Origin of the sequence: Loktanella salsilacus, assembly GCF_900114485.1 — a bacterium.
GTDB lineage: Bacteria > Pseudomonadota > Alphaproteobacteria > Rhodobacterales > Rhodobacteraceae > Loktanella > Loktanella salsilacus.
Genome location: NZ_FOTF01000011.1, coordinates 39035 through 57232, shown reverse-complemented (window position 1 = coordinate 57232; position 18198 = coordinate 39035). Strand labels below are relative to the sequence as shown.

18 protein-coding genes are annotated in these 18198 nt (G+C 59.8%); 6 read left to right on the top strand and 12 right to left on the bottom strand.

From position 1 onward, the window contains the following. Nucleotides 1-59 precede the first annotated feature (59 nt). Nucleotides 60-572, top strand: a complete 513-nt coding sequence (locus BM131_RS11315) for a DUF4329 domain-containing protein (protein ID WP_175499295.1) — start codon at nucleotides 60-62, stop codon at nucleotides 570-572. 2 nt (nucleotides 573-574) lie between these two features. Here BM131_RS11315 and BM131_RS11310 read toward each other — a convergent pair whose 3' ends face one another. Both BM131_RS11310 and BM131_RS11305 read right to left on the bottom strand, forming a co-directional pair. Next, nucleotides 575-907 (bottom strand): H-NS histone family protein, encoded by a 333-nt coding sequence (locus BM131_RS11310; RefSeq protein ID WP_090189515.1) that lies wholly within the window; start codon nucleotides 905-907, stop codon nucleotides 575-577. Nucleotides 908-999: 92 nt separating this feature from the next. After that, entirely contained in the window at nucleotides 1000-2955 is a 1956-nt protein-coding gene (locus tag BM131_RS11305; RefSeq protein ID WP_090189513.1) for a protein meaA, read from the bottom strand. Nucleotides 2956-3090: 135 nt separating this feature from the next. On the opposite strand from BM131_RS11305, the gene BM131_RS11300 reads away from it, so the two are divergent. The 5 genes from BM131_RS11300 to BM131_RS11280 all read left to right on the top strand — a co-directional run bounded on the left by BM131_RS11300 (nucleotide 3091) and on the right by BM131_RS11280 (nucleotide 9401). Then, nucleotides 3091-4473, top strand: coding sequence for a 1-acyl-sn-glycerol-3-phosphate acyltransferase (locus BM131_RS11300; protein WP_090189511.1), 1383 nt, complete (start codon nucleotides 3091-3093; stop codon nucleotides 4471-4473). Nucleotides 4474-4592: 119 nt separating this feature from the next. Continuing rightward, entirely contained in the window at nucleotides 4593-5873 is a 1281-nt protein-coding gene (ccrA, locus tag BM131_RS11295) for a crotonyl-CoA carboxylase/reductase (RefSeq protein ID WP_090189742.1), read from the top strand. Nucleotides 5874-6322: 449 nt separating this feature from the next. Then, nucleotides 6323-7105 carry a helix-turn-helix transcriptional regulator gene (locus tag BM131_RS11290; protein ID WP_090189509.1) on the top strand — a complete coding sequence of 261 codons (783 nt, stop codon included), beginning with the start codon at nucleotides 6323-6325 and terminating at the stop codon, nucleotides 7103-7105. 76 nt (nucleotides 7106-7181) lie between these two features. Continuing rightward, nucleotides 7182-7820 (top strand): acyl-homoserine-lactone synthase, encoded by a 639-nt coding sequence (locus BM131_RS11285; RefSeq protein WP_090189507.1) that lies wholly within the window; start codon nucleotides 7182-7184, stop codon nucleotides 7818-7820. Between the two features lie 39 nt (nucleotides 7821-7859). Beyond that, nucleotides 7860-9401 carry an ATP-dependent DNA helicase gene (locus tag BM131_RS11280; RefSeq protein WP_090189506.1) on the top strand — a complete coding sequence of 514 codons (1542 nt, stop codon included), beginning with the start codon at nucleotides 7860-7862 and terminating at the stop codon, nucleotides 9399-9401. Nucleotides 9402-9449: 48 nt separating this feature from the next. Here the strand turns inward: BM131_RS11280 and BM131_RS11275 are convergent, their stop codons facing one another. From BM131_RS11275 to BM131_RS11230, 10 genes are all read right to left on the bottom strand, one after another. Further along, a complete protein-coding gene (locus BM131_RS11275) occupies nucleotides 9450-10202 on the bottom strand; it encodes a TIGR02186 family protein (protein WP_090189501.1) in 753 nt (250 codons plus the stop codon). Beyond that, nucleotides 10199-11116 (bottom strand): sulfite exporter TauE/SafE family protein, encoded by a 918-nt coding sequence (locus tag BM131_RS11270; RefSeq protein WP_090189499.1) that lies wholly within the window; start codon nucleotides 11114-11116, stop codon nucleotides 10199-10201. The genes BM131_RS11275 and BM131_RS11270 overlap by 4 nt, the downstream gene beginning before the upstream one ends. Nucleotides 11117-11183: 67 nt before the next feature. Then, on the bottom strand, nucleotides 11184-12152 hold the full coding sequence (locus BM131_RS11265; RefSeq protein WP_090189497.1) for an ABC transporter permease: 969 nt from the start codon (nucleotides 12150-12152) through the stop codon (nucleotides 11184-11186). 4 nt (nucleotides 12153-12156) lie between these two features. Then, nucleotides 12157-13278: an ABC transporter permease gene (locus BM131_RS11260; protein WP_090189495.1), complete on the bottom strand. Its 1122-nt coding sequence runs from the start codon at nucleotides 13276-13278 to the stop codon at nucleotides 12157-12159. A 3-nt stretch (nucleotides 13279-13281) separates the two neighbouring features. Then, complete coding sequence (locus BM131_RS11255) at nucleotides 13282-14871, bottom strand: ABC transporter ATP-binding protein (RefSeq protein WP_090189493.1); 1590 nt, start codon at nucleotides 14869-14871, stop codon at nucleotides 13282-13284. After that, nucleotides 14868-15224 carry a nuclear transport factor 2 family protein gene (locus BM131_RS11250; protein ID WP_090189491.1) on the bottom strand — a complete coding sequence of 119 codons (357 nt, stop codon included), beginning with the start codon at nucleotides 15222-15224 and terminating at the stop codon, nucleotides 14868-14870. The genes BM131_RS11255 and BM131_RS11250 overlap by 4 nt, the downstream gene beginning before the upstream one ends. A 73-nt stretch (nucleotides 15225-15297) precedes the next feature. Then, a complete protein-coding gene (locus BM131_RS11245) occupies nucleotides 15298-16293 on the bottom strand; it encodes a BMP family lipoprotein (protein ID WP_090189489.1) in 996 nt (331 codons plus the stop codon). 142 nt (nucleotides 16294-16435) lie between these two features. Then, nucleotides 16436-16864, bottom strand: coding sequence for a GNAT family N-acetyltransferase (locus BM131_RS11240; protein ID WP_090189487.1), 429 nt, complete (start codon nucleotides 16862-16864; stop codon nucleotides 16436-16438). Further along, the gene (tsaB, locus tag BM131_RS11235; RefSeq protein ID WP_090189485.1) at nucleotides 16861-17523 is read right to left on the bottom strand and encodes a tRNA (adenosine(37)-N6)-threonylcarbamoyltransferase complex dimerization subunit type 1 TsaB; all 663 of its coding nucleotides are present in this window, start codon (nucleotides 17521-17523) and stop codon (nucleotides 16861-16863) included. The genes BM131_RS11240 and tsaB overlap by 4 nt, the downstream gene beginning before the upstream one ends. A gap of 109 nt (nucleotides 17524-17632) precedes the next feature. Beyond that, a complete protein-coding gene (locus tag BM131_RS11230; protein WP_090189483.1) occupies nucleotides 17633-18196 on the bottom strand; it encodes a NifU family protein in 564 nt (187 codons plus the stop codon). Between the last annotated feature and the right edge of the window lie 2 nt (nucleotides 18197-18198).

Below are 18198 nucleotides of genomic sequence, written 5' to 3'. Positions count from 1 at the left end.
TCTTGGTTTCCTTGTTGTTTCGACCGAGTATTGCTGGAAACCGCATCGAAAGAAAAGCCATGCTACGCTACGTGATCTTTCTGCCGCTTCTACTGGCCGCCCCCGCCACGGCGCAAGACGCGCAAGAATTGGCCCTGGCCCGCACTGTGCTGAGCGATCTACAAACGCTGTCGTTCAAGAAAAAACGTGAATACTGCGGCTATCTTGGGCTGACCCGGGACGGCACATTGATCAGCAGCGATCCGGTGGCTGGCGATATGGCTAGCTGCGCCGCGCGCTTCCCGGACGACATTGCGGTGATCGCGTCCTATCATACCCATGGCACATTCGATGAGGGCTATTTCAACGAAATGCCCAGCACGATTGACGTGGAAAGCGATAGCGCCGCCTATATGAATGGATATGTGGCAACGCCTGGTGGACGGTTGTGGTTTATCAACGGTCGCACACGGGTATCGCGGCAGATTTGTGGTTTAGGGTGTTTACCTGTCGCACCCCAATTCCGCAAAGAGGCTGATGGCGAGGTTGCCGAAGAATATACCTTCGAGGCATTGCGACGCCATCAGCGATAGATTTAGATTTCCAGCGTGCTGGGATCTGTGCCGTTTGCCATTTCCGACTTGTACCATTCAGGCTGGCGGCCTTTGCCGGTCCAGGTCTGTGTTGCGTCGGCAGGATTGCGATACTTAGGCGCAGAAACGGACTTTGGACCGCTGCCGCCACGCTTTTTGCTGCCAGCCATATCGGCCAGGTCGCTCAACGAATAGCCGAAATCAGCGGCTGCTTTTGCAGCGGCGTCATGGGCCATCTTCAATTCGCGGCTCTCGACGCTCTTCAGCGCGGCATCGACGTCCTTGCGCAGTTTTTCCAGATCCTTGCGGGTCATAGATTTTAGATCGGCATTCATATTCAACTCCTGAAAAAGGCGCCGGGAATAGTCCCAATAGGCCCGATATAATGCATTTGTACCGAAGTCGATAATATTTAGTTAATGCTGTCCTATAGTGCAGCGACTTCTGGCCGGTCAACCAAAGTCACGATGTCTTCCATAATGCGATTAAGGCGGAAATCCTTTGGCGTATAAACGCGGGCAACGCCCATTTTCTGCAAGCGCAGCGCGTCTTCGTCAGGAATGATGCCGCCAGCAATAACGGGAATATGCCCAAGCCCAGCAGCCTGTAATTTCAGCATAAAGCTTTCAATAAGAGGTATATGTGACCCCGAAAGGATCGAAAGGCCGATGACATGGGCCTCGTCATCCTGCGCGGCCCGCACCAATTCATCAGGAGTCAGGCGAATACCCTCATAGGCAATATCCATTCCGCAATCACGCGCACGAGTTGCAATTTGTTCCGCGCCATTGGAATGACCGTCTAAGCCGGGCTTTCCGACGAGAAACTTCAACCGGCGCCCTAATTTCGCCGAAACCGCATCCACGCGCGCGCGAATCTCGTCCAGATCTTCTGTGCGATTTGACGGCGCGTGGCTGACACCCGTGGGCGCGCGGTATTGGCCAAAGGCCGCCCGCACGACGTCGGCCCATTCGCCTGTTGTCACGCCGGCCCTTGCCGCATCAATCGAGGGGGGCATGATATTTGTGCCATCTTGTGCGGCCTTGCGCAGGGCTGTCAGGGCAGCCTCAACCGCTTTGGGGTCGCGCGCGGCCTTCCATTTTGCAAGGCGATCAAGCTGGTCCGCCTCTGCCGCTGGGTCGGATACCATGATGGCATCGTCGCCAGCGGTCAGCGGTGATGGCTCGCCGCTTTCCCACTTGTTCACCCCCACCACTGTTGTGGCGCCGGTTTCGATCCCGCGGATACGGGCGGCGTTGGATTTCACCAATCGCCCTTTCATGTAGGCAATCGCTTCGACCGCGCCGCCCATGCCGTCAATTGTTGCCAATTCTGCGCGCGCACCGTCCATCAAAGCCTGCACTTTACGATCAATCGCCGGGTTGCCGTCGAATAGATCGTCAAATTCCAAAAGGTCCGTCTCATAGGCCAGAATTTGTTGCATGCGCAGGGACCATTGCTGGTCCCAAGGCCGCGGCAGACCCAGCGCTTCATTCCAAGCGGGCAATTGCACAGCCCGTGCACGGGCGTTTTTCGACAAGGTCACGGCCAGCATCTCGATCAGGATGCGATAGACGTTGTTTTCTGGCTGCTGTTCCGTCAGCCCAAGCGAATTGACCTGCACGCCATAGCGAAAGCGGCGATATTTGGCGTCCTCTACCCCGTAGCGTTCGCGGCAGATTTCATCCCATAGGGCGACAAAGGCGCGCATTTTGCACAGCTCTGTCACGAAACGAATCCCCGCGTTCACAAAGAAAGAGATTCGTCCGACCATTTGCGGGAAATGCTCTGCGGGTACTTTGCCTTTCAAATCGTCCAGCACTGCCGTTGCGGTTGCAAGTGCGAATGCCAATTCCTCTTCCGGTGTCGCGCCGGCCTCTTGCAAATGGTATGAACAAACGTTCATCGGGTTCCATTTGGGCAGGAATTCACGGGTATAGGCCGCGATATCGGTAATCATCCGCAACGACGGGGCAGGGGGGCAAATATAAGTGCCCCGCGACAGGTATTCTTTGATGATATCATTTTGCACGGTGCCTTGCAGGGCCGAAATATCGGCCCCTTGTTCCTGCGCCGCCGCGATATAAAGCGACAAAAGCCAAGGCGCCGTCGCGTTGATCGTCATCGAGGTATTCATTTGGTTCAGCGGAATATCTGCAAACAGCATCCGCATATCGCCCAAATGGCATACTGGGACCCCGACCTTACCGACCTCGCCCTGCGCTAATTCATGATCGCTGTCATACCCCGTTTGCGTCGGCAAATCGAAGGCCACGGATAATCCGGTCTGCCCCTTTGCCAAATTGCCGCGATATAGCGCATTCGACGCTTTCGCGGTGGAGTGACCAGCATAGGTGCGAAACAGCCAAGGGCGGTCGGTCATTGGGGAATCTCCGTCATTCATTGCGCAACTTTATTACGTTGAGTGTCGGTTATATGTAACTTTGAACCGCCGTCAAGCGCTGCGCTGCGGCATGGCGGGATTTACGAGGCGGCGCAAACCTGTCACGGTTCCGCCATGACGCATTCCGTGACCCTGCCGGCCTGGGCCTTTGTCCTTATTGTGCTGTTCGCGGCCGTGACCTTTGCGTCGCATTTCCTGTTTCCTTCTGTCCGCTGGTTCTTTCGCAAAAGGGCAGAGCGGGTCATTGCGCGGCTGAACCAGCGTCTTGCGCGCCCGATAGAGCCGTTCAAGCTCGCGCGCCGCTACGACATGATCCAGCGACTTATCTATGATCCAGAGGTGACGCAGGCGATTGTCGATTATGCCCACGAACACGACGTTCCCGAAAACGTCGCCTTTGAAAAAGCCAAAAGCTACGCCCGCGAAATCGTCCCTAGCTTTTCTGCGACGGCCTATTTCTCTTTCGGGATGCGGGTCGCGCGGTTTTTGTCCAACACACTATACCGCGTTCGCATCGCGACTTTTCCACGCCAAGAACTGAACCAGCTTGACCCAGAGGCGACGATCATCTTCGTGATGAACCACCGCAGCAACATGGATTACGTCCTTGTCACCTATCTGGTCAGCCGCGCTGGCGCGCTGTCCTATGCGGTCGGCGAATGGGCGCGGGTTTGGCCGCTATCCGCGCTGATCCGCGCGCTTGGCGCTTACTTTATCCGCCGCCGGTCGCGCGGTGATTTGTACCGCCGGGTGCTGGCCCGCTACGTCCAGATGGCCACCGATGCAGGCGTCACGCAGGCCATGTTCCCCGAAGGCGGCCTATCCTTGAACGGAGAGGTGAAGCCGCCCAAGCTGGGCCTGCTGAACTACATCGTCAGTAATTATCGCCCGGGTGGGCGGGACGTAATCTTCGTCCCCGTAGGACTGAATTATGACCGTGTGCTCGAAGACCAATTCCTGATCGGCGCTGATAAACGCGGCGTCCGGCGCTTTCGTCCGCCTGCGATGACTGTGTTACGCGGGATTTCTTGGCATCTTTGGCAACGCATCACCCGGCGCTTTGACGGTTTCGGCACCGCCTCTGTCGGCTTTGGCGAGCCCCTCGAACTCTCGCTCTTCCTTAAGGCGCACCCAGACCTGACGGGCGATCGGACAGAGGTCGTGGCGACTGAATTGATGGACCGGGTCCGCGCCGTCGTCCCTGTTCTGGCCACCCCGCTGATCGCGCGTCTTTTACTGCGCAGCCCTGGCCTATCCCCGGCAGAGCTGCTGACGCAGACGACCATCTGCCTTGACGCACTGCACACCCGCGACATGCCGCTGCCGCAGCGCAGCCCTTCTATCCTCGTCGATGACACCCTGTCCCGGCTGACAGAACGCGGGCTGGTCGCCGTCACGCCCCAAGCCATCACGATCACCGAACGCGGGCAGGACATCTTGACCTACTACGCCAATTCCATCGCGCACCACTTTCCAGACGAAGAATCCGTTACGTAATTAAATTACAAAATACTCCGCTTTGGGGTTGCATCATTACGCTGCGCTTGCATACTCAGGCACAGAAGCCGACTCTGCAGCGCGGCAAAAATATGATGGATGCAATGATGGAGACGGACATGCCCCTTGATCTGGACCCCGCCACCAAGGCGAGCCAAAAGCCCCTTTACGCAATCGGTGAAATGCCGCCCCTTGGCCATGTGCCGGACCAGATGTACGCTTGGACGATCCGGCGCGAACGGCACGGCGAGCCTGAAAAGGCGTTCGAGGTCGAAATCGTTGCCTGCCCCAAGCCCGACAGTCATGAAGTGCTGGTCATGGTGATGGCCGCTGGCGTCAACTATAATGGCGTTTGGGCGGGCCTTGGCGTGCCGATCAGCCCGTTTGACGTGCACGGCGCCGATTTCCACATCGCCGGTTCCGACGCTTCTGGCATCGTTTGGGCTGTGGGCGACAAGGTGAAGCGCTGGAAAGTCGGCGACGAGGTTGTGATTCATTGCAACCAGGACGACGGCGATGACGAGCACTGCAATGGCGGCGATCCCATGTTCTCGCCTAGCCAGCGGATCTGGGGCTATGAAACCCCTGACGGCTCTTTCGCCCAGTTCACCTGTGTGCAGTCGCAGCAATTGATGCCCCGCCCGCAGCACCTGACGTGGGAAGAATCCGCCTGCTACACCCTGACGCTGGCGACCGCTTACCGCATGTTGTTCGGCCATGAACCGCACGACCTGAAGCCCGGTCAAAACGTGCTGGTCTGGGGGGCCTCCGGCGGCCTCGGGTCCTATGCGATCCAGCTGATCAATACGGCAGGGGCTAATGCAATCGGCGTCATCTCAGACGAATCCAAGCGCGAATTCGTCATGTCGCTGGGGGCCAAGGGCGTGCTGAACCGCAATGATTTTAGCTGCTGGGGCCAGATGCCCACGGTAAACACGCCCGAATACAAAGAATGGTTCAACGAGACCCGCAAGTTCGGCAAGGCGATCTGGGAGATCACAGGCAAGGGCAACAACGTCGACATGGTGTTTGAACACCCCGGCGAGGCGACCTTCCCCGTCTCAACCTTCGTGTGCAAACGCGGCGGCATGGTTGTGATCTGCGCCGGCACCACCGGCTACAACCTGACCTTTGACGTGCGCTATATGTGGATGCACCAAAAGCGGTTGCAGGGCAGCCACTTTGCGAACCTCAAGCAGGCCTCTGCCGCCAATAACCTGATGGTCGAACGCCGCCTTGATCCGTGCATGTCCGAAGTGTTCGGCTGGGACGACATCCCCGCCGCTCACACCAAGATGCGCAAGAACGAGCATAAGCCCGGCAACATGGCCGTGCTGGTGCAAAGCCCGCGCACCGGTTTGCGCACCTTTGAAGACGCGCAGTTTGAATCGCGCGGCTGAATAACACGGCTGAAGCTATCGCAAGGCGTCCGCATCTGCGGGCGCCTTTTGCCATTTAGAATCTGTTCATCTGTATGACCAATCACTGACCTGCACGCCCTGCGCCCAGCAAAGGGCCTTTGGTACCCGTCAAGTCGGTTCCGTGACGCCCATCGTTTGAAGTCAAATGTTTGTGCGGCTGGCACCCCCCTATATCGGGGGAGGCTTAAGAAGTGAGTATTTTGTTAAATTAACGCGTGCTACCTTGAGTTGTTAATGACTCATTAACGATTTGTAAGGGAGTGTGAACGTGGGACATAAGTGGATAATCGACGTTCTGGCCGACTTGGAGTCTTTCGCGTTCCAAAATGGTCTGCCTCTTGTGGCGGATCGGATGCGTGAAGCCGCAGTCGTGGCATCGGCAGAAATCGCGTCGACATCCGAGGGCCACGCAGGCCGGGTGCGCATTGATGCGGAACAAACTGAACCGCTTTTTGCAGCGGCTCGAAGCCACAGACCAGCTTGACCAACTTCAAGAGCTGATCGTTAGCTTGCGGCAGGCGTTAAATGTCGATCACGTCGTCTATCACTGGGTCAGCGTCGACGGCGAACAATACGGATTTGGAACCTACGACCCCGGCTGGGCGCAACGCTATCAGGACATGGAATATATCCGCGTCGATCCGGTGGTGTCGGGCTGTTTCCAACGCTTTCACCCTGTCGATTGGAAGCGGATGGACTGGTCGTCAAAGGCCGCCCGGGCATTTCGCGCCGATTCGATTGCGCACGGCGTCGGCAATCAGGGTTTCACGATTCCGATACGCGGCCCTAATGGGCAGTTCGCCCTTTTTACCCTATCGCACACTGCGACAGATGCCGAATGGGACGCCTTCACCGCTGATTACCAGCGCGACTTGATTGTGATCGCCCATTTTCTGAACGCCAAGGCGCTTCAAATCGAAGCAGGTCGTACCCCCGATGCGATACGCCCGCTATCCCCGCGCGAGGTTGATGCGCTCAGCTTTCTGGGCATGGGCTATTCCCGGTCTCAAGCCGCTGATTTGCTGTCGATTTCCGAACATACGTTGCGGGCCTATATTGAAAGCGCACGGCATAAACTGGGTGCCCTCAACACCGTCCACGCTGTGGCCCGCGCCCTGTCCGAAGGGCTGATCATCATCGGCGGCGCTGCCAAAGATGCGCCCGGCGGCTGGCCGGGACGCCAAGGCGATACCGATGTTGCGCCCGACTAAGCACCGTTCGCAGGGCATCATTTTCTTAACCAAGTGATCCGAAGACTACCCCATCGCAACGACAGGGGCCTTCGCCATGATTCGCTACATCTATGCCAACGACTTCCACCGCCACCCGGACCTACAAGCCAGCATGCACAAAGACCGCGCCGCCCAATTCCGCGACCGCCTGAAGTGGGAGGTCTCGGTCGATAAGAACGGCTGGAAACGTGATGAATACGACGCGATGAACCCGCTTTACGTTGTATGGGAGGAGACGCCCGGCGTGCACGGCGGGTCCATGCGCTTTCTGCCGATGTCGGGGCGCACCATGGTGAATGACCACTTTGCGGATTTGATGAGCGGCGAAATCAAAAGCCCGCTGATCTGGGAATGCACCCGCTTTTGTCTGTCCCAAGGGGCCAGCCCGCGCGTCGCTGGTCTGCTGATGCTGGCGGGCGGGGAATTGATGCGGGCGTTCTCCTTGACCCATCTGCTGGGTGTCTTCGATGCCCGCATGATCCGCATCTACAACGCCATCGGTGCCGCGCCAGAGGTGCTCGGTAGTTCTGGCACCGGGCGCGATACGATCAGCGTCGGGCTTTGGCCTTACCGCGCGGATGACCGGCTGAAGGTGTTGCGCCGGGCCGGCGTTAGCTCTGCCATATCAGAGGCGTGGTTCGCGCGATCCTTTGGCCATGTAATCGGGCAGGCATCGTCAGAAAAGGCGGCCTGACATCTGGCAGGGGGCGGCGGGGGCGGATAGGGTCGCGCCATGAATACACCCGCCCCCACCATCACCTTTTCCGAAGATCAGGCCGCCGCTTGGGACAGTGTCGAAATGACGCTGCGCCAGTCCGGCGTCGATCTGAACAATGACCTTCTGCAGCCGCCGCAAAGCGACGTCAGCGAAGTCCTTGCGGTGATCGGCAAGGCGGGCAGCGGCAAAACGATGCTTTTAGCAGAGCTTTACCGCGCGCTGGAAAAGGCCGGGGTCGAGATCGTCTCTGGTGACTACGAGGGCAAAAAGCGGACCGGTCGACGCACGCTGGCGATTTTGGCCCCGACGAACAAAGCCGCGTCCGTGCTGCGCAATCGCGGCGTACCGGCGACGACGATTCACCGGATCCTGTACACCCCCGTTTACGACCCCGAATACGAAAAAGTCGCCGAATGGCTGGCCGGGCAGGGCGAGCGGCCGGATGTGGAACAGCTGACCGATGTCGCGCTGGACCGGGCCTATGTGTCGTACCAAGGGCACAAATCCATTCCGGCTGCGCTGGCTGCCGCAGGTCTGCGCGGCAGTGATTTCATCACCGGTTGGAAGCGGCGTGAAGAGACGCTGGATATTGGGTTTATCGACGAATCCTCGATGCTGGATGCCAAGCAGTTCGAAGACTTGCAGGAAATCTTTCCCACGCTGATCCTGTTCGGCGATCCGGCGCAGTTGCCCCCTGTGCAATCCAGTGGCGGCATGGTGTTTGAAACGCTGCCCGAAAAGCGTGTGTTGACGCTGAACCGCATCCACCGGCAAAGCGCGGATAGCCCGATCCTTGATCTGGCGCACGCGCTGGCCGATCCGATGCTGGATTTCTACCATTTTGAACGCATGGTCGCTGAGGCGGCAGAGAAGGACGAGCGCGTCGTCATGGCGCAGCGGGTAGAGGCGGATTTGATGGCCCGCTCGCCCTGCCTTGTCTGGACGAACAAGACCCGCATCCGCCTGATCCATGCCTTTCGCGCCGCCTATGACGCGCCGGGCGATAGCCTGCTGCCGGGCGAGCCGCTGATCTGCGACGGGATCGAATTGCCGGTGAAGCACCGTAAAAAGCGGCTCGATCTAGAGGCACGCGGCCTGATCAAGGGCGCGCAGGTTATCTATCTGGGACCTGGAAAACGGCCCGGTTTCAGCCGTTTGCATGTGCTGGGCGCACTGGACCCGCAGATGTCCGCCGCGAGCATCGTGAAAATCGAACTTGAGGGCGATGAAGAGCCGTTCATCCCCTTTGCCGCCAAGATGGGCGCGACGTTCCTGCATGGCGCCGCCGTGACGATCCACAAAGCGCAGGGCAGCCAGTGGGACACGGTCCAAGTCTTTGCCCCCGATATCGAAATGGCATCGCGCATGGGCCGGGTCGAGGCGGGGCAGCCGCTGTGGAAACGGCTGGCGTATGTTGCCATCACGCGGGCCGAAAACCAGCTGCGCTGGGTCGTGCGGAACCGTCTGGCGAAACCGGCAGAGCCGTTCTTGCGGATCGACGATCTGGACAAGGGGCCAGCGCCGCTGACCCTGACCATGCAAGAGGACGACGAATAAGGCGGCACCTTATCCGCGGATAAAACGTACGCCTTATTTATCAAATATTTACCTTTTTAGCGCAGCAGCCCCAGCAGAGGCAGCCCAGCCTGCGGCGATCGCGATCACCAGCGATAGCAGGCCGTAAAAGAACGGCTGCACATGGGCAAGGTTGTAAAGCCAGCGTTCCAGCCCGACCTTTTGTACCGGAATGACCGTGCTGTGGGTGTCGATCACCTTGCCGCCGCGCGTCAGAAAAATCCGGGCAAGATAGTCGCCCTCAATCAGGTTGGCGGGCAGACTGAATGATGTGCGGAATAGCGTGTCTTGTTCCAGATCGACCGCGCCTGCGTTCATCTGAAAAAGCGCGTCTTTGGCCCGGATACGGATCAACGCTTGGCTGAACGTGTCGCTGTCGTCCACGGTGGCCCCGACGGACCGGATCGCGCGGGGGATGGTGACGCGGTTACGCAGGTCTTCGGTATCGCTCAGCACGTCCTCGATCGGGCCGCTGGTGGCGACGGCATAGAAGGACGGGGCACGGTCGACGATCACCTCGTCTGTATTGACCCAGATGCCCATGCGCCGCTGTTTGCGAAAGACCGACACGGTCTGGTCGGGGCCGGACACGGCGATGATGACGCCCAGCTTACCCTTGTCGAGCGGCTCTGGCGCGGTGCGGCTAACAGCACCGAAGATCAGGATGTCAGAGCCGTCAAAGGTGGCGGTAATGGACACGGAATCTTGGCTCAGGCCCAGCACGATGGTTTCGCTATGGGCCTGCGTGGCGAAAAAGATCAGGGCGAGGATGGCGCGGATCATAGGTCACCTGCCGCTTTAAGAGAGTACAGCTCTGCCGGTTGCAGCAGCAGATCAAGGCCAAGTTTACCGCAGACCAGCAGCACCAAGAGGGCGAGCAAGATGCGCAGGCTTTCGGCCTTTAGCTTGGCACCGATGCGGGTGCCGACTTGGGCACCGATGACGCCGCCGACGATCAGCAGCAAGGCCAGCATGATATCGACGGTATAGTTCGTCGTGGCGTGCAGCATCGTGGTGTAGGCCGTGACAAAGATGATCTGGAACAGCGAAGTGCCGATCACGACTTTGGTCGGCATGCCCAGCAGATAGATCATGGCAGGCACCATGATGAACCCGCCGCCGACGCCCATAATTGCGGACAAAATGCCGACCAAAACGCCGACCAGCAGGGGCGGGATGACCGAAATATAAAGGCCAGAGACGCGAAACTTGACCTTAAGCGGCAGGTTGTGGACCCAGTAGTGATGCTTGCGCGTCTTGCGTGCGCCGGGCTTGCGCGATTTCAGGATCGCGTTCAGGCTTTCCACCAGCATCAGCGCGCCGATGATGCCAAGGAAGACGACGTAGAACAGGCTGACCAGCAGATCGACTTGGCCAAGGCTGCGTAGGTAGTTGAAGATCAACAGCCCAAGGGTAGAGCCCACGAGGCCGCCGATTAGCAGGACCGTGCCCATGCGCAAATCGACGGTGCGCCGTTTTAAGTGCGCCAGCAGCGCAGAAAAGGACGAGGCGACGATCTGGTTGGTCGAGGTGGCAACCGCCACGGCAGGCGGGATGCCGACAAAGAACAACAGCGGCGTGATCAAAAAGCCGCCGCCGACGCCGAACATACCCGATAAGACGCCAACCAGCCCGCCCAATCCCAGAATTAGGAAAATGTTAACCGAAACTTCTGCGATGGGCAGGTAAAGTTGCATCGAACGTCCGATTGGAAGTGGTTTAACCCACCAGACTGCGGATCGGCGGCAGTGTCAAACGGACAGGTTAGCGTTCTTTGACGTAGGGCTCGCCTCCGGCCTTTGGGGGGATGGCTTTGCCGACAAAGCCGGCAAGGATCACGACGGTCAGAATGTAGGGCAGGGCGTCAAGCAGCTGGGTCTGGACGCTGAAGCCAAGCGTGCGCTGGATTAGGTCGGGACGCAGGGCAAGCGCCTGCAGAAAGCCGAACAGCATGGTCGCGCCAAGGGCGGGCCAAGGCTTCCATTTGGCGAAGATCAGCGCAGCAAGGGCGATATAGCCACGGCCCGCGCTCATGTCTTTGGTAAAGCCGGCCTGCAGGGCGGTGGCAAGGTAGGCACCGGCCAGACCGCAAAGCACACCGCAGATCGCAACAGCGGCAAAGCGCAGGCCGACGACGGACACGCCAGCGGTATCAACAGCGGCGGGGTTTTCGCCCACGGCGCGCAGGCGCAGGCCAAAGCGGGTCGCGTAAAGCACCCACCACGTCACGGGCACGATCAGCAGGGCGATATAGACCAGCGCGGTGTGGCCGGAAATCAGCTCGTAATAGATCGGGCCAAGGATGGGCACGTCGCGCAGGGCGTCGGCAAAGGGCAGGGTGATTGGGTTGAACCGTGCAGCGCCAGCAAGCTGGGGCGTGCGGCCACCTTGACCGAACCAGCTTTGCGCGATGACGACGGTCAGGCCAGCGGCCAGAAAGTTGATCGCGACGCCAGAAATCAGCTGGTTGCCGCGAAAGGTGATCGAGGCGACGCCGTGGATCGCGGACAGCAGCAAGGACGCACCGATGCCAGCCAGCAGGCCGACCCAGACGTTGCCGGTGGTGTAGGCGATGGCAGCGGACAGGAAGGCGGCGGCAAGCATCTTGCCCTCTAGCCCGATGTCAAAGATGCCAGCGCGTTCGGAATACAGGCCCGCGATACAGGCCAGCAGCAGGGGCGTGGCCAGACGGACGGTGGAATCAAGCAGTTGCAGAAGCGTCATCAGGTCCATGGTGTCACTCCGCCGCGGTCAGTTTGGATTTACGCTGGGCCGCACGGCGCCGCGACAGAAAGAAGCTTTCCAGCGGCATGCGGACCATGTTGTCTAGGGCCCCTGTGAAGAGGATCACGAGGGCTTGAATCACGACGATAAGTTCACGCGGGATGCTTGTCCAAAGCGCTAGTTCCGCGCCGCCTTGGTACAGGAACCCGAACAGGATCGCGGCAAGGAAGACGCCAAAGGGATGGCTGCGGCCCATCAGGGCGACGGCGATCCCGATAAAGCCTGCGCCCTCTACCGCGTTCAGAACAAGGCGTTCAGCTTCGCCCATGACGTTGTTTATCGCCATCATGCCAGCCAGTGCGCCAGAGATGGTCATAGAGATCATGATGATTTTGGTCGGGCTGATGCCTGCGTATTTGGCGGCCGATTCCGAATGGCCAAAGGCGCGGATTTCATAGCCCAGACGCGTGCGCCAGATCAGCGCCCAGACCGCGATGCAGGCGGCGATGGCGACGAAAAAGGTGATGTTGGCAGGCGCGCCGCGGAACATCACGGTGTCAGCGGTTGAGAACATATCTTGGAACGACGGCAGGTGCGTCGGTTCGGGGAACTTGCCCGTCGAAGGCTCCATGCTGCCCGCAGGTTTCAGCGCGCCGACCAGCAGGTAGTTCAGCAAAGCGGCTGCGATGAAGTTGAACATAATCGTCGTGATGACGATGTGGCTACCGCGCTTGGCTTGCAAATATGCGGGGATCACGGCCCAAGCGGCACCGAACAGGGCCGCGCCCAGCGTGCCGCCGAGTAGGGCGAGCGACCAATGCGGCCATGGGATATAAAGGCAGACAAGGGCGACGCCAAGACCGCCGAGGACGGCCTGACCTTCGCCGCCGATGTTAAACATGCGGGCGTGAAAGGCGATGGCGACGGCGAGGCCGGTAAAGATGAAATTCGTCGCGTAATAAAGGGTATAGCCCCAGCCATAGGTCGATCCGATGGCACCATCGACCATCAGCTTCAGCGCCTCCCACGGGTTTTCACCGATGGCAAGGATCACGAGGGCAGACAGCAGCGCGGCCAGCACCAGCGAGATAACGGGGATCAGGACCACATCGGCCCATTTTGGCATCGCATCCATGATTTATACCTTCTCGCCTGTACCGGCGTAGGCCAGACGTTCTTCGATTTGGGCGACGGTGACATCGGCGGGATCGCCGGTCATGCCAGCCATCAGCATCCCGAGTTCTTTTTCGTCTGTCTTTGCCGGGTCGCGTTCGCCCATGATGTGGCCGTCAAACATGACTGCGATGCGGTCGGACAGGGCCAAGATTTCTTCAAGCTCGACACTGACCAGCAGGATCGCCTTGCCTTGATCGCGCAGGGCAACGATTTGCTGGTGGATGAATTCGATCGCGCCGATATCGACGCCGCGTGTGGGCTGGCCGATCAGCAGCAGGTCGGGATTACGCTCGATTTCCCGCGCAAGGACGATTTTCTGCTGGTTGCCGCCAGAGAAATTCTTGGCCGCCAATTTGGGATCGGGCGGGCGCACGTCGAAACGGGCCATCTTCTCTTCGGTATCTTGCAGCATCGCGGCGTGGTTCATGAAGGGGCCGGTGCGGAATTTGTCGTCAAGGTGGTAGCCGAAGGCGATGTTTTCCCACGCGGCGTAATCCATGATCAGACCTTCGCGCTGGCGGTCTTCTGGCACATGGGCAATGCCGCGCGCACGGCGGCTTTGGCCGTCGGATTTGGTGCCGGTCAGATCAATCGGCGTGCCGTTCATCAAAATGGTGCCGGTGCCTTTTTCATAGCCGCCCAGCACTTCCAGAAGCTCGGACTGACCGTTGCCCGCGACGCCCGCGATGCCAAGGATTTCGCCCGCACGCACCTGAAGGTTGATGCCCTTAAGGCGGTGAACGCCCTTGTCGTCGGTGACGTTCAGGTTTTGCACATCCAGAATGACCGCGCCCGGGACGCTGGGTGTTTTGTCGACCTGTAGCAGGACTTTACGTCCGACCATCAGCTCTGCCAGCTCTTGCGGGCTGGTTTCGGACGTCTTGACCGTGGCGGTCATCTGGCCGCGGCGCATGACGCTGACGGTGTCGGTGGTTTCCATGATTTCGCGCAGTTTATGCGTGATCAGAATGATGGTTTTGCCTTCGCGGCGCAGGTTTTCAAGGATTCGGAACAAATGGTCCGCTTCCGCCGGGGTCAGCACGCCGGTGGGTTCGTCAAGGATCAGGATGTCAGCCTTGCGATACAGTGCTTTCAGGATTTCCACACGCTGCTGCATGCCAACGCCGATGTCTTGCACCAGCGCGTCGGGTTCGACGTTCAATTCGTATTCATCGGCCAGCGCCTTAAGCTCGCGCCGCGCGCGGGCAAGGGACGGGCGCAGCAGGCCGCTGTCTTCGGCGCCAAGGACGATGTTTTCAAGGACGGTAAAGGTCTCGACCAGTTTGAAGTGCTGGAAGACCATGCCGATGCCGGCCGCGATGGCGGCTTGGCTGTCGCGAATCTCTACTTTTTTACCAGAGATAAAGATCTCTCCGGCGTCGGCTTTGTAAAAGCCGTAAAGGATGCTCATCAGCGTGGATTTGCCAGCGCCGTTTTCACCGATGATGCCGTGAATCGTGCCGGGCATGACGCGGATGCTGATGTCTTTGTTGGCCTGCACAGGGCCAAAGGCCTTGGAGATGCCTTTGAGTTCGATGGCGGGTGCGGTCATGCTGTGATCCCTTCTGCGCCGACAAAGCCGACAAGGCGGGCGATTTTGCCGTCCTGCAAGCCCGCGACATAGGTGCCGTGCTGGCGCGCTGCGCCGTTTTCGCAAAAGGCGACGATGGTGCGCTGGTGGTCGCCGTGGCCATCAGATTGCACGACCTTTGCCGTCCAGCCGGGTGCATTGGCGGTGAACTGGCCGACGTAGGCGTCAAGGCCGTCCAGCGTCGTGATATCCGCGCCGGTGCGGGGATCGGCGTAAACAAACTGATCGGCCATGGCGGCAGCAATCAAGTCGCGGCGCTGGGCGGCGTCTGCTGTGCCCCAAGCGTCGAAAAAGGTCTGGATCATGTCTGTCATGCCGGGTCCCCTGATGGATAAGGGCCGCGCCGATGGATCAGCGCGGCCCCGAATAGTGTGGCCTGAATGGTGCTTAGAACGTCAGCGCCGGGCAGGATTCGTCGGACATGTAGTCGTGAACCATGATGGACCCGTCAGAGATGCCAGCCTTGGCTTCTTCGACAGCGGCCAGCATTTCTGGGGTGACGAGGGATGCGTTGTTCTCGTCCATCGCATAGCCGACGCCGTCTTCGCTAACGCCGAGGGATGCAACGCCGGGCTCTACGTCGGTGCCAGCTGTGAAGGCGTCATAGACAGCGACGTCAACGCGCTTAAGCATCGAGGTCAGGACCTGACCGGGGTGCATGTAGTTCTGGTTTGCGTCAACGCCGATGCCCAGCATCTCGTTATCGGCAGCAGCTTGCAGGACGCCAACACCGGTGCCGCCAGCAGCCTGGAACACAACGTCAGAGCCTTGGGACTTCTGCGCCAGTGTCAGTTCGGTGCCTTTGACCGGGTCGTTCCATGCGGCGGGGGTGGTGCCGGTCATGTTGGCGATGACGGTCACGTCAGGGTTCGCAGCCTTCGCGCCTTCGGCATAGCCGCAAGCGAATTTACGGATCAGCGGGATGTCCATGCCGCCGACGAAGGACACGGTGCCGGTCTTGGACGCCATAGCGGCCAGCATACCGACAAGGTAGGAACCCTGCTCTTCGTTGAAGACGACGGATTTGACGTTCGGCGCGTCGACAACGGCGTCGATGATCACGAACTTGGTGTCGGGATAATCGGCAGCGATGTCACCCAGCGGTGTCATGAAGGAAAAGCCAGCCATGACGATGGGGTTCGAGCCGGATTCGGCAAAGCGGCGCAAAGCCTGCTCGCGCTGGGCGTCGGACTGCAGTTCGACTTCGGCGAACTTGCCGCCGGTCTCTTCTGCCCAACGGGTCGCGCCGTTGAAGGCGGATTCGTTGAAGGATTTGTCGAACTTGCCGCCAAGGTCAAAGATGATTGCGGGGTCAGCCATAGCAGCGCCGGCGGACAGCGCCAGAGCGGCGGATGCGCCGAGGAATTTTGTGAAAAGCGTCATTGCAGAGTCTCCCAGAGGACGATGTTATTTTCCGAACGGTTTAGCCCGTCCGTGTTGCATTAAGAGATAAGGCAATGTGGCGCGGCGGGGGTCAACCGTTTCTTTGCGGAACATGCTGCATCTTTTGCCATAAGGTCAAATATCAGGCGCTTGTTAGCGGTATCAGCGTCCGGCGCAGGACAAGCGCATCGACGGCAGGGCCGTTTGCGCGGTCATAGTAGGCGCGGCGCTGGCCGACTTTTGCAAAGCCAAGGGCGGTATAAAGCGCGATGGCGGCGGCGTTATCGGCGGCAACTTCTAGAAAGACGGTGGCGGCGCCGTCTTGTTGTGCTTGATCGCAGAAACCCGTGACAGCCTTGTAGGCAAGGCCTTTGCGGCGTTGATCTGGTGCTGTGGCGACGGTCAGGATTTCAGCTTCGTCCATGATAACGCGGCCTAGGACAAAGGATGCAGGCGTCCCGCATAGGACGGCTCCGCGATGCGCTAGCAGGGCTGTGAACTCAGCCGCGGACCAAGGGCGGTCAGTGGTAAAGGCCAGTTCATGCGTGGCGGCCAGATCGTCCGGTGTCATGGGATGATGGTGGGCGGCGCATCGCGCGCGGGCGCGGCATCTGCAGGGCGCAGATAAAGCGGCGCGGGGCGTTCGGGGTGATCCATGCGGTAGATCGGATCGGCCGCAAGCAGGGCGATTCCCTCGATCACACTGACGGCTTGCGGGCCGGTCGGCAGGCCGTGGGCGGCCAAAAGAATCGGGGCCATATCGCCAAGGACAGTCACATCATCAGGGCCAGCGACGGCGAGCGCCCCGGTCAGATCGGTGAAAATCGGCTCTGATTCGGGCCAGCCGTCGGTGAAGCGTTGGGCATAAACCATGTCGCGCGGCGCGGCAGCCGTGGATAGGATCGGGCCAGATGTGCCGAAGGCCTGCGCCTCTAGCACGCCGACGCCGACGGCAGGCTTGTTCAGTCCAAGCGCAAGGCCGCGGGCGGCGGCCACGGACATGCGGATGCCGGTGAAATTGCCTGGCCCGGTGCCAACGCCGATGACGTCGATATCGGCCCAGACAAGGCCCTCTTTCGCCAACATCTCTTCCAGCATGGGCATCAGATGTTCCGCCTGACCGCGCGCCATATCGTCGGTGCGGGTGATGATGCGGTCGCCAATCAGCAAAGCCCCCGCGCAGCGCGGGCCAGAGGTGTCAAAGGCGATGACGGTGGGATCGTCGCTCATGCGCGGGTCCTGCTTTGGTCGGGAAACGAGAGGATGGGCTTGGGAGGAACATGCAAAGGCCCGGCGCGATGCACCGGGCCTGTTCGCATTAAGGCTGACCTGTCACGGCTTAGGCCGCGACGGGGCGGACTTCGGTCACTTCTGGAATGTAGTGACGCAGCAAGTTTTCGATACCCATTTTCAGCGTCAGCGTGGACGAGGGGCAACCGGCGCAGGCACCCTGCATATGCAGGTAAACGACGCCGCGTTCAAAGCCGTGGAACGTGATGTCGCCGCCGTCTTGTGCCACTGCGGGACGTACGCGGGTATCGAGCAATTCTTTGATCTGCTCAACGATCGCGCCATCTTCGCCGTCATGCGCGGCATGGCCGGACACGGGGGTATGGTCCGCGCCCATGACGGGCTGGCCGGACTGATAGTGTTCCATGATCGCACCCAGCAGGGCAGGCTTGATATGGTCCCAATCCACAGCTTCGGCTTTGGTGATGGTCACAAAGTCCATGCCAAAGAATACACCGTCGACGCCGTCCACGGCGAAAAGGCGCTGCGCCAGCGGGCTAGAGCCTGCGGCATCGGGGGTCGGGAAGTCGGCAGTGCCCATATCCAGCACGGTCTGACCCGGCAGGAACTTAAGCGTAGCGGGGTTTGGCGTTGATTCGGTCTGGATGAACATGA

Excerpts from the sequence above, each read along its gene's own strand:
- BM131_RS11315 (WP_175499295.1), top strand. The coding sequence starts at position 60 with ATGCTACGCTACGTGATCTTTCTGCCGCTTCTACTGGCCGCCCCCGCC.
- BM131_RS11310 (WP_090189515.1), bottom strand. The coding sequence starts at position 907 with ATGAATGCCGATCTAAAATCTATGACCCGCAAGGATCTGGAAAAACTG.
- BM131_RS11305 (WP_090189513.1), bottom strand. The coding sequence starts at position 2,955 with ATGACCGACCGCCCTTGGCTGTTTCGCACCTATGCTGGTCACTCCACC.
- BM131_RS11300 (WP_090189511.1), top strand. The coding sequence starts at position 3,091 with ATGACGCATTCCGTGACCCTGCCGGCCTGGGCCTTTGTCCTTATTGTG.
- ccrA (WP_090189742.1), top strand. The coding sequence starts at position 4,593 with ATGCCCCTTGATCTGGACCCCGCCACCAAGGCGAGCCAAAAGCCCCTT.
- BM131_RS11290 (WP_090189509.1), top strand. The coding sequence starts at position 6,323 with ATGCGGAACAAACTGAACCGCTTTTTGCAGCGGCTCGAAGCCACAGAC.
- BM131_RS11285 (WP_090189507.1), top strand. The coding sequence starts at position 7,182 with ATGATTCGCTACATCTATGCCAACGACTTCCACCGCCACCCGGACCTA.
- BM131_RS11280 (WP_090189506.1), top strand. The coding sequence starts at position 7,860 with ATGAATACACCCGCCCCCACCATCACCTTTTCCGAAGATCAGGCCGCC.
- BM131_RS11275 (WP_090189501.1), bottom strand. The coding sequence starts at position 10,202 with ATGATCCGCGCCATCCTCGCCCTGATCTTTTTCGCCACGCAGGCCCAT.
- BM131_RS11270 (WP_090189499.1), bottom strand. The coding sequence starts at position 11,116 with ATGCAACTTTACCTGCCCATCGCAGAAGTTTCGGTTAACATTTTCCTA.
- BM131_RS11265 (WP_090189497.1), bottom strand. The coding sequence starts at position 12,152 with ATGGACCTGATGACGCTTCTGCAACTGCTTGATTCCACCGTCCGTCTG.
- BM131_RS11260 (WP_090189495.1), bottom strand. The coding sequence starts at position 13,278 with ATGGATGCGATGCCAAAATGGGCCGATGTGGTCCTGATCCCCGTTATC.
- BM131_RS11255 (WP_090189493.1), bottom strand. The coding sequence starts at position 14,871 with ATGACCGCACCCGCCATCGAACTCAAAGGCATCTCCAAGGCCTTTGGC.
- BM131_RS11250 (WP_090189491.1), bottom strand. The coding sequence starts at position 15,224 with ATGACAGACATGATCCAGACCTTTTTCGACGCTTGGGGCACAGCAGAC.
- BM131_RS11245 (WP_090189489.1), bottom strand. The coding sequence starts at position 16,293 with ATGACGCTTTTCACAAAATTCCTCGGCGCATCCGCCGCTCTGGCGCTG.
- BM131_RS11240 (WP_090189487.1), bottom strand. The coding sequence starts at position 16,864 with ATGACACCGGACGATCTGGCCGCCACGCATGAACTGGCCTTTACCACT.
- tsaB (WP_090189485.1), bottom strand. The coding sequence starts at position 17,523 with ATGAGCGACGATCCCACCGTCATCGCCTTTGACACCTCTGGCCCGCGC.
- BM131_RS11230 (WP_090189483.1), bottom strand. The coding sequence starts at position 18,196 with ATGTTCATCCAGACCGAATCAACGCCAAACCCCGCTACGCTTAAGTTC.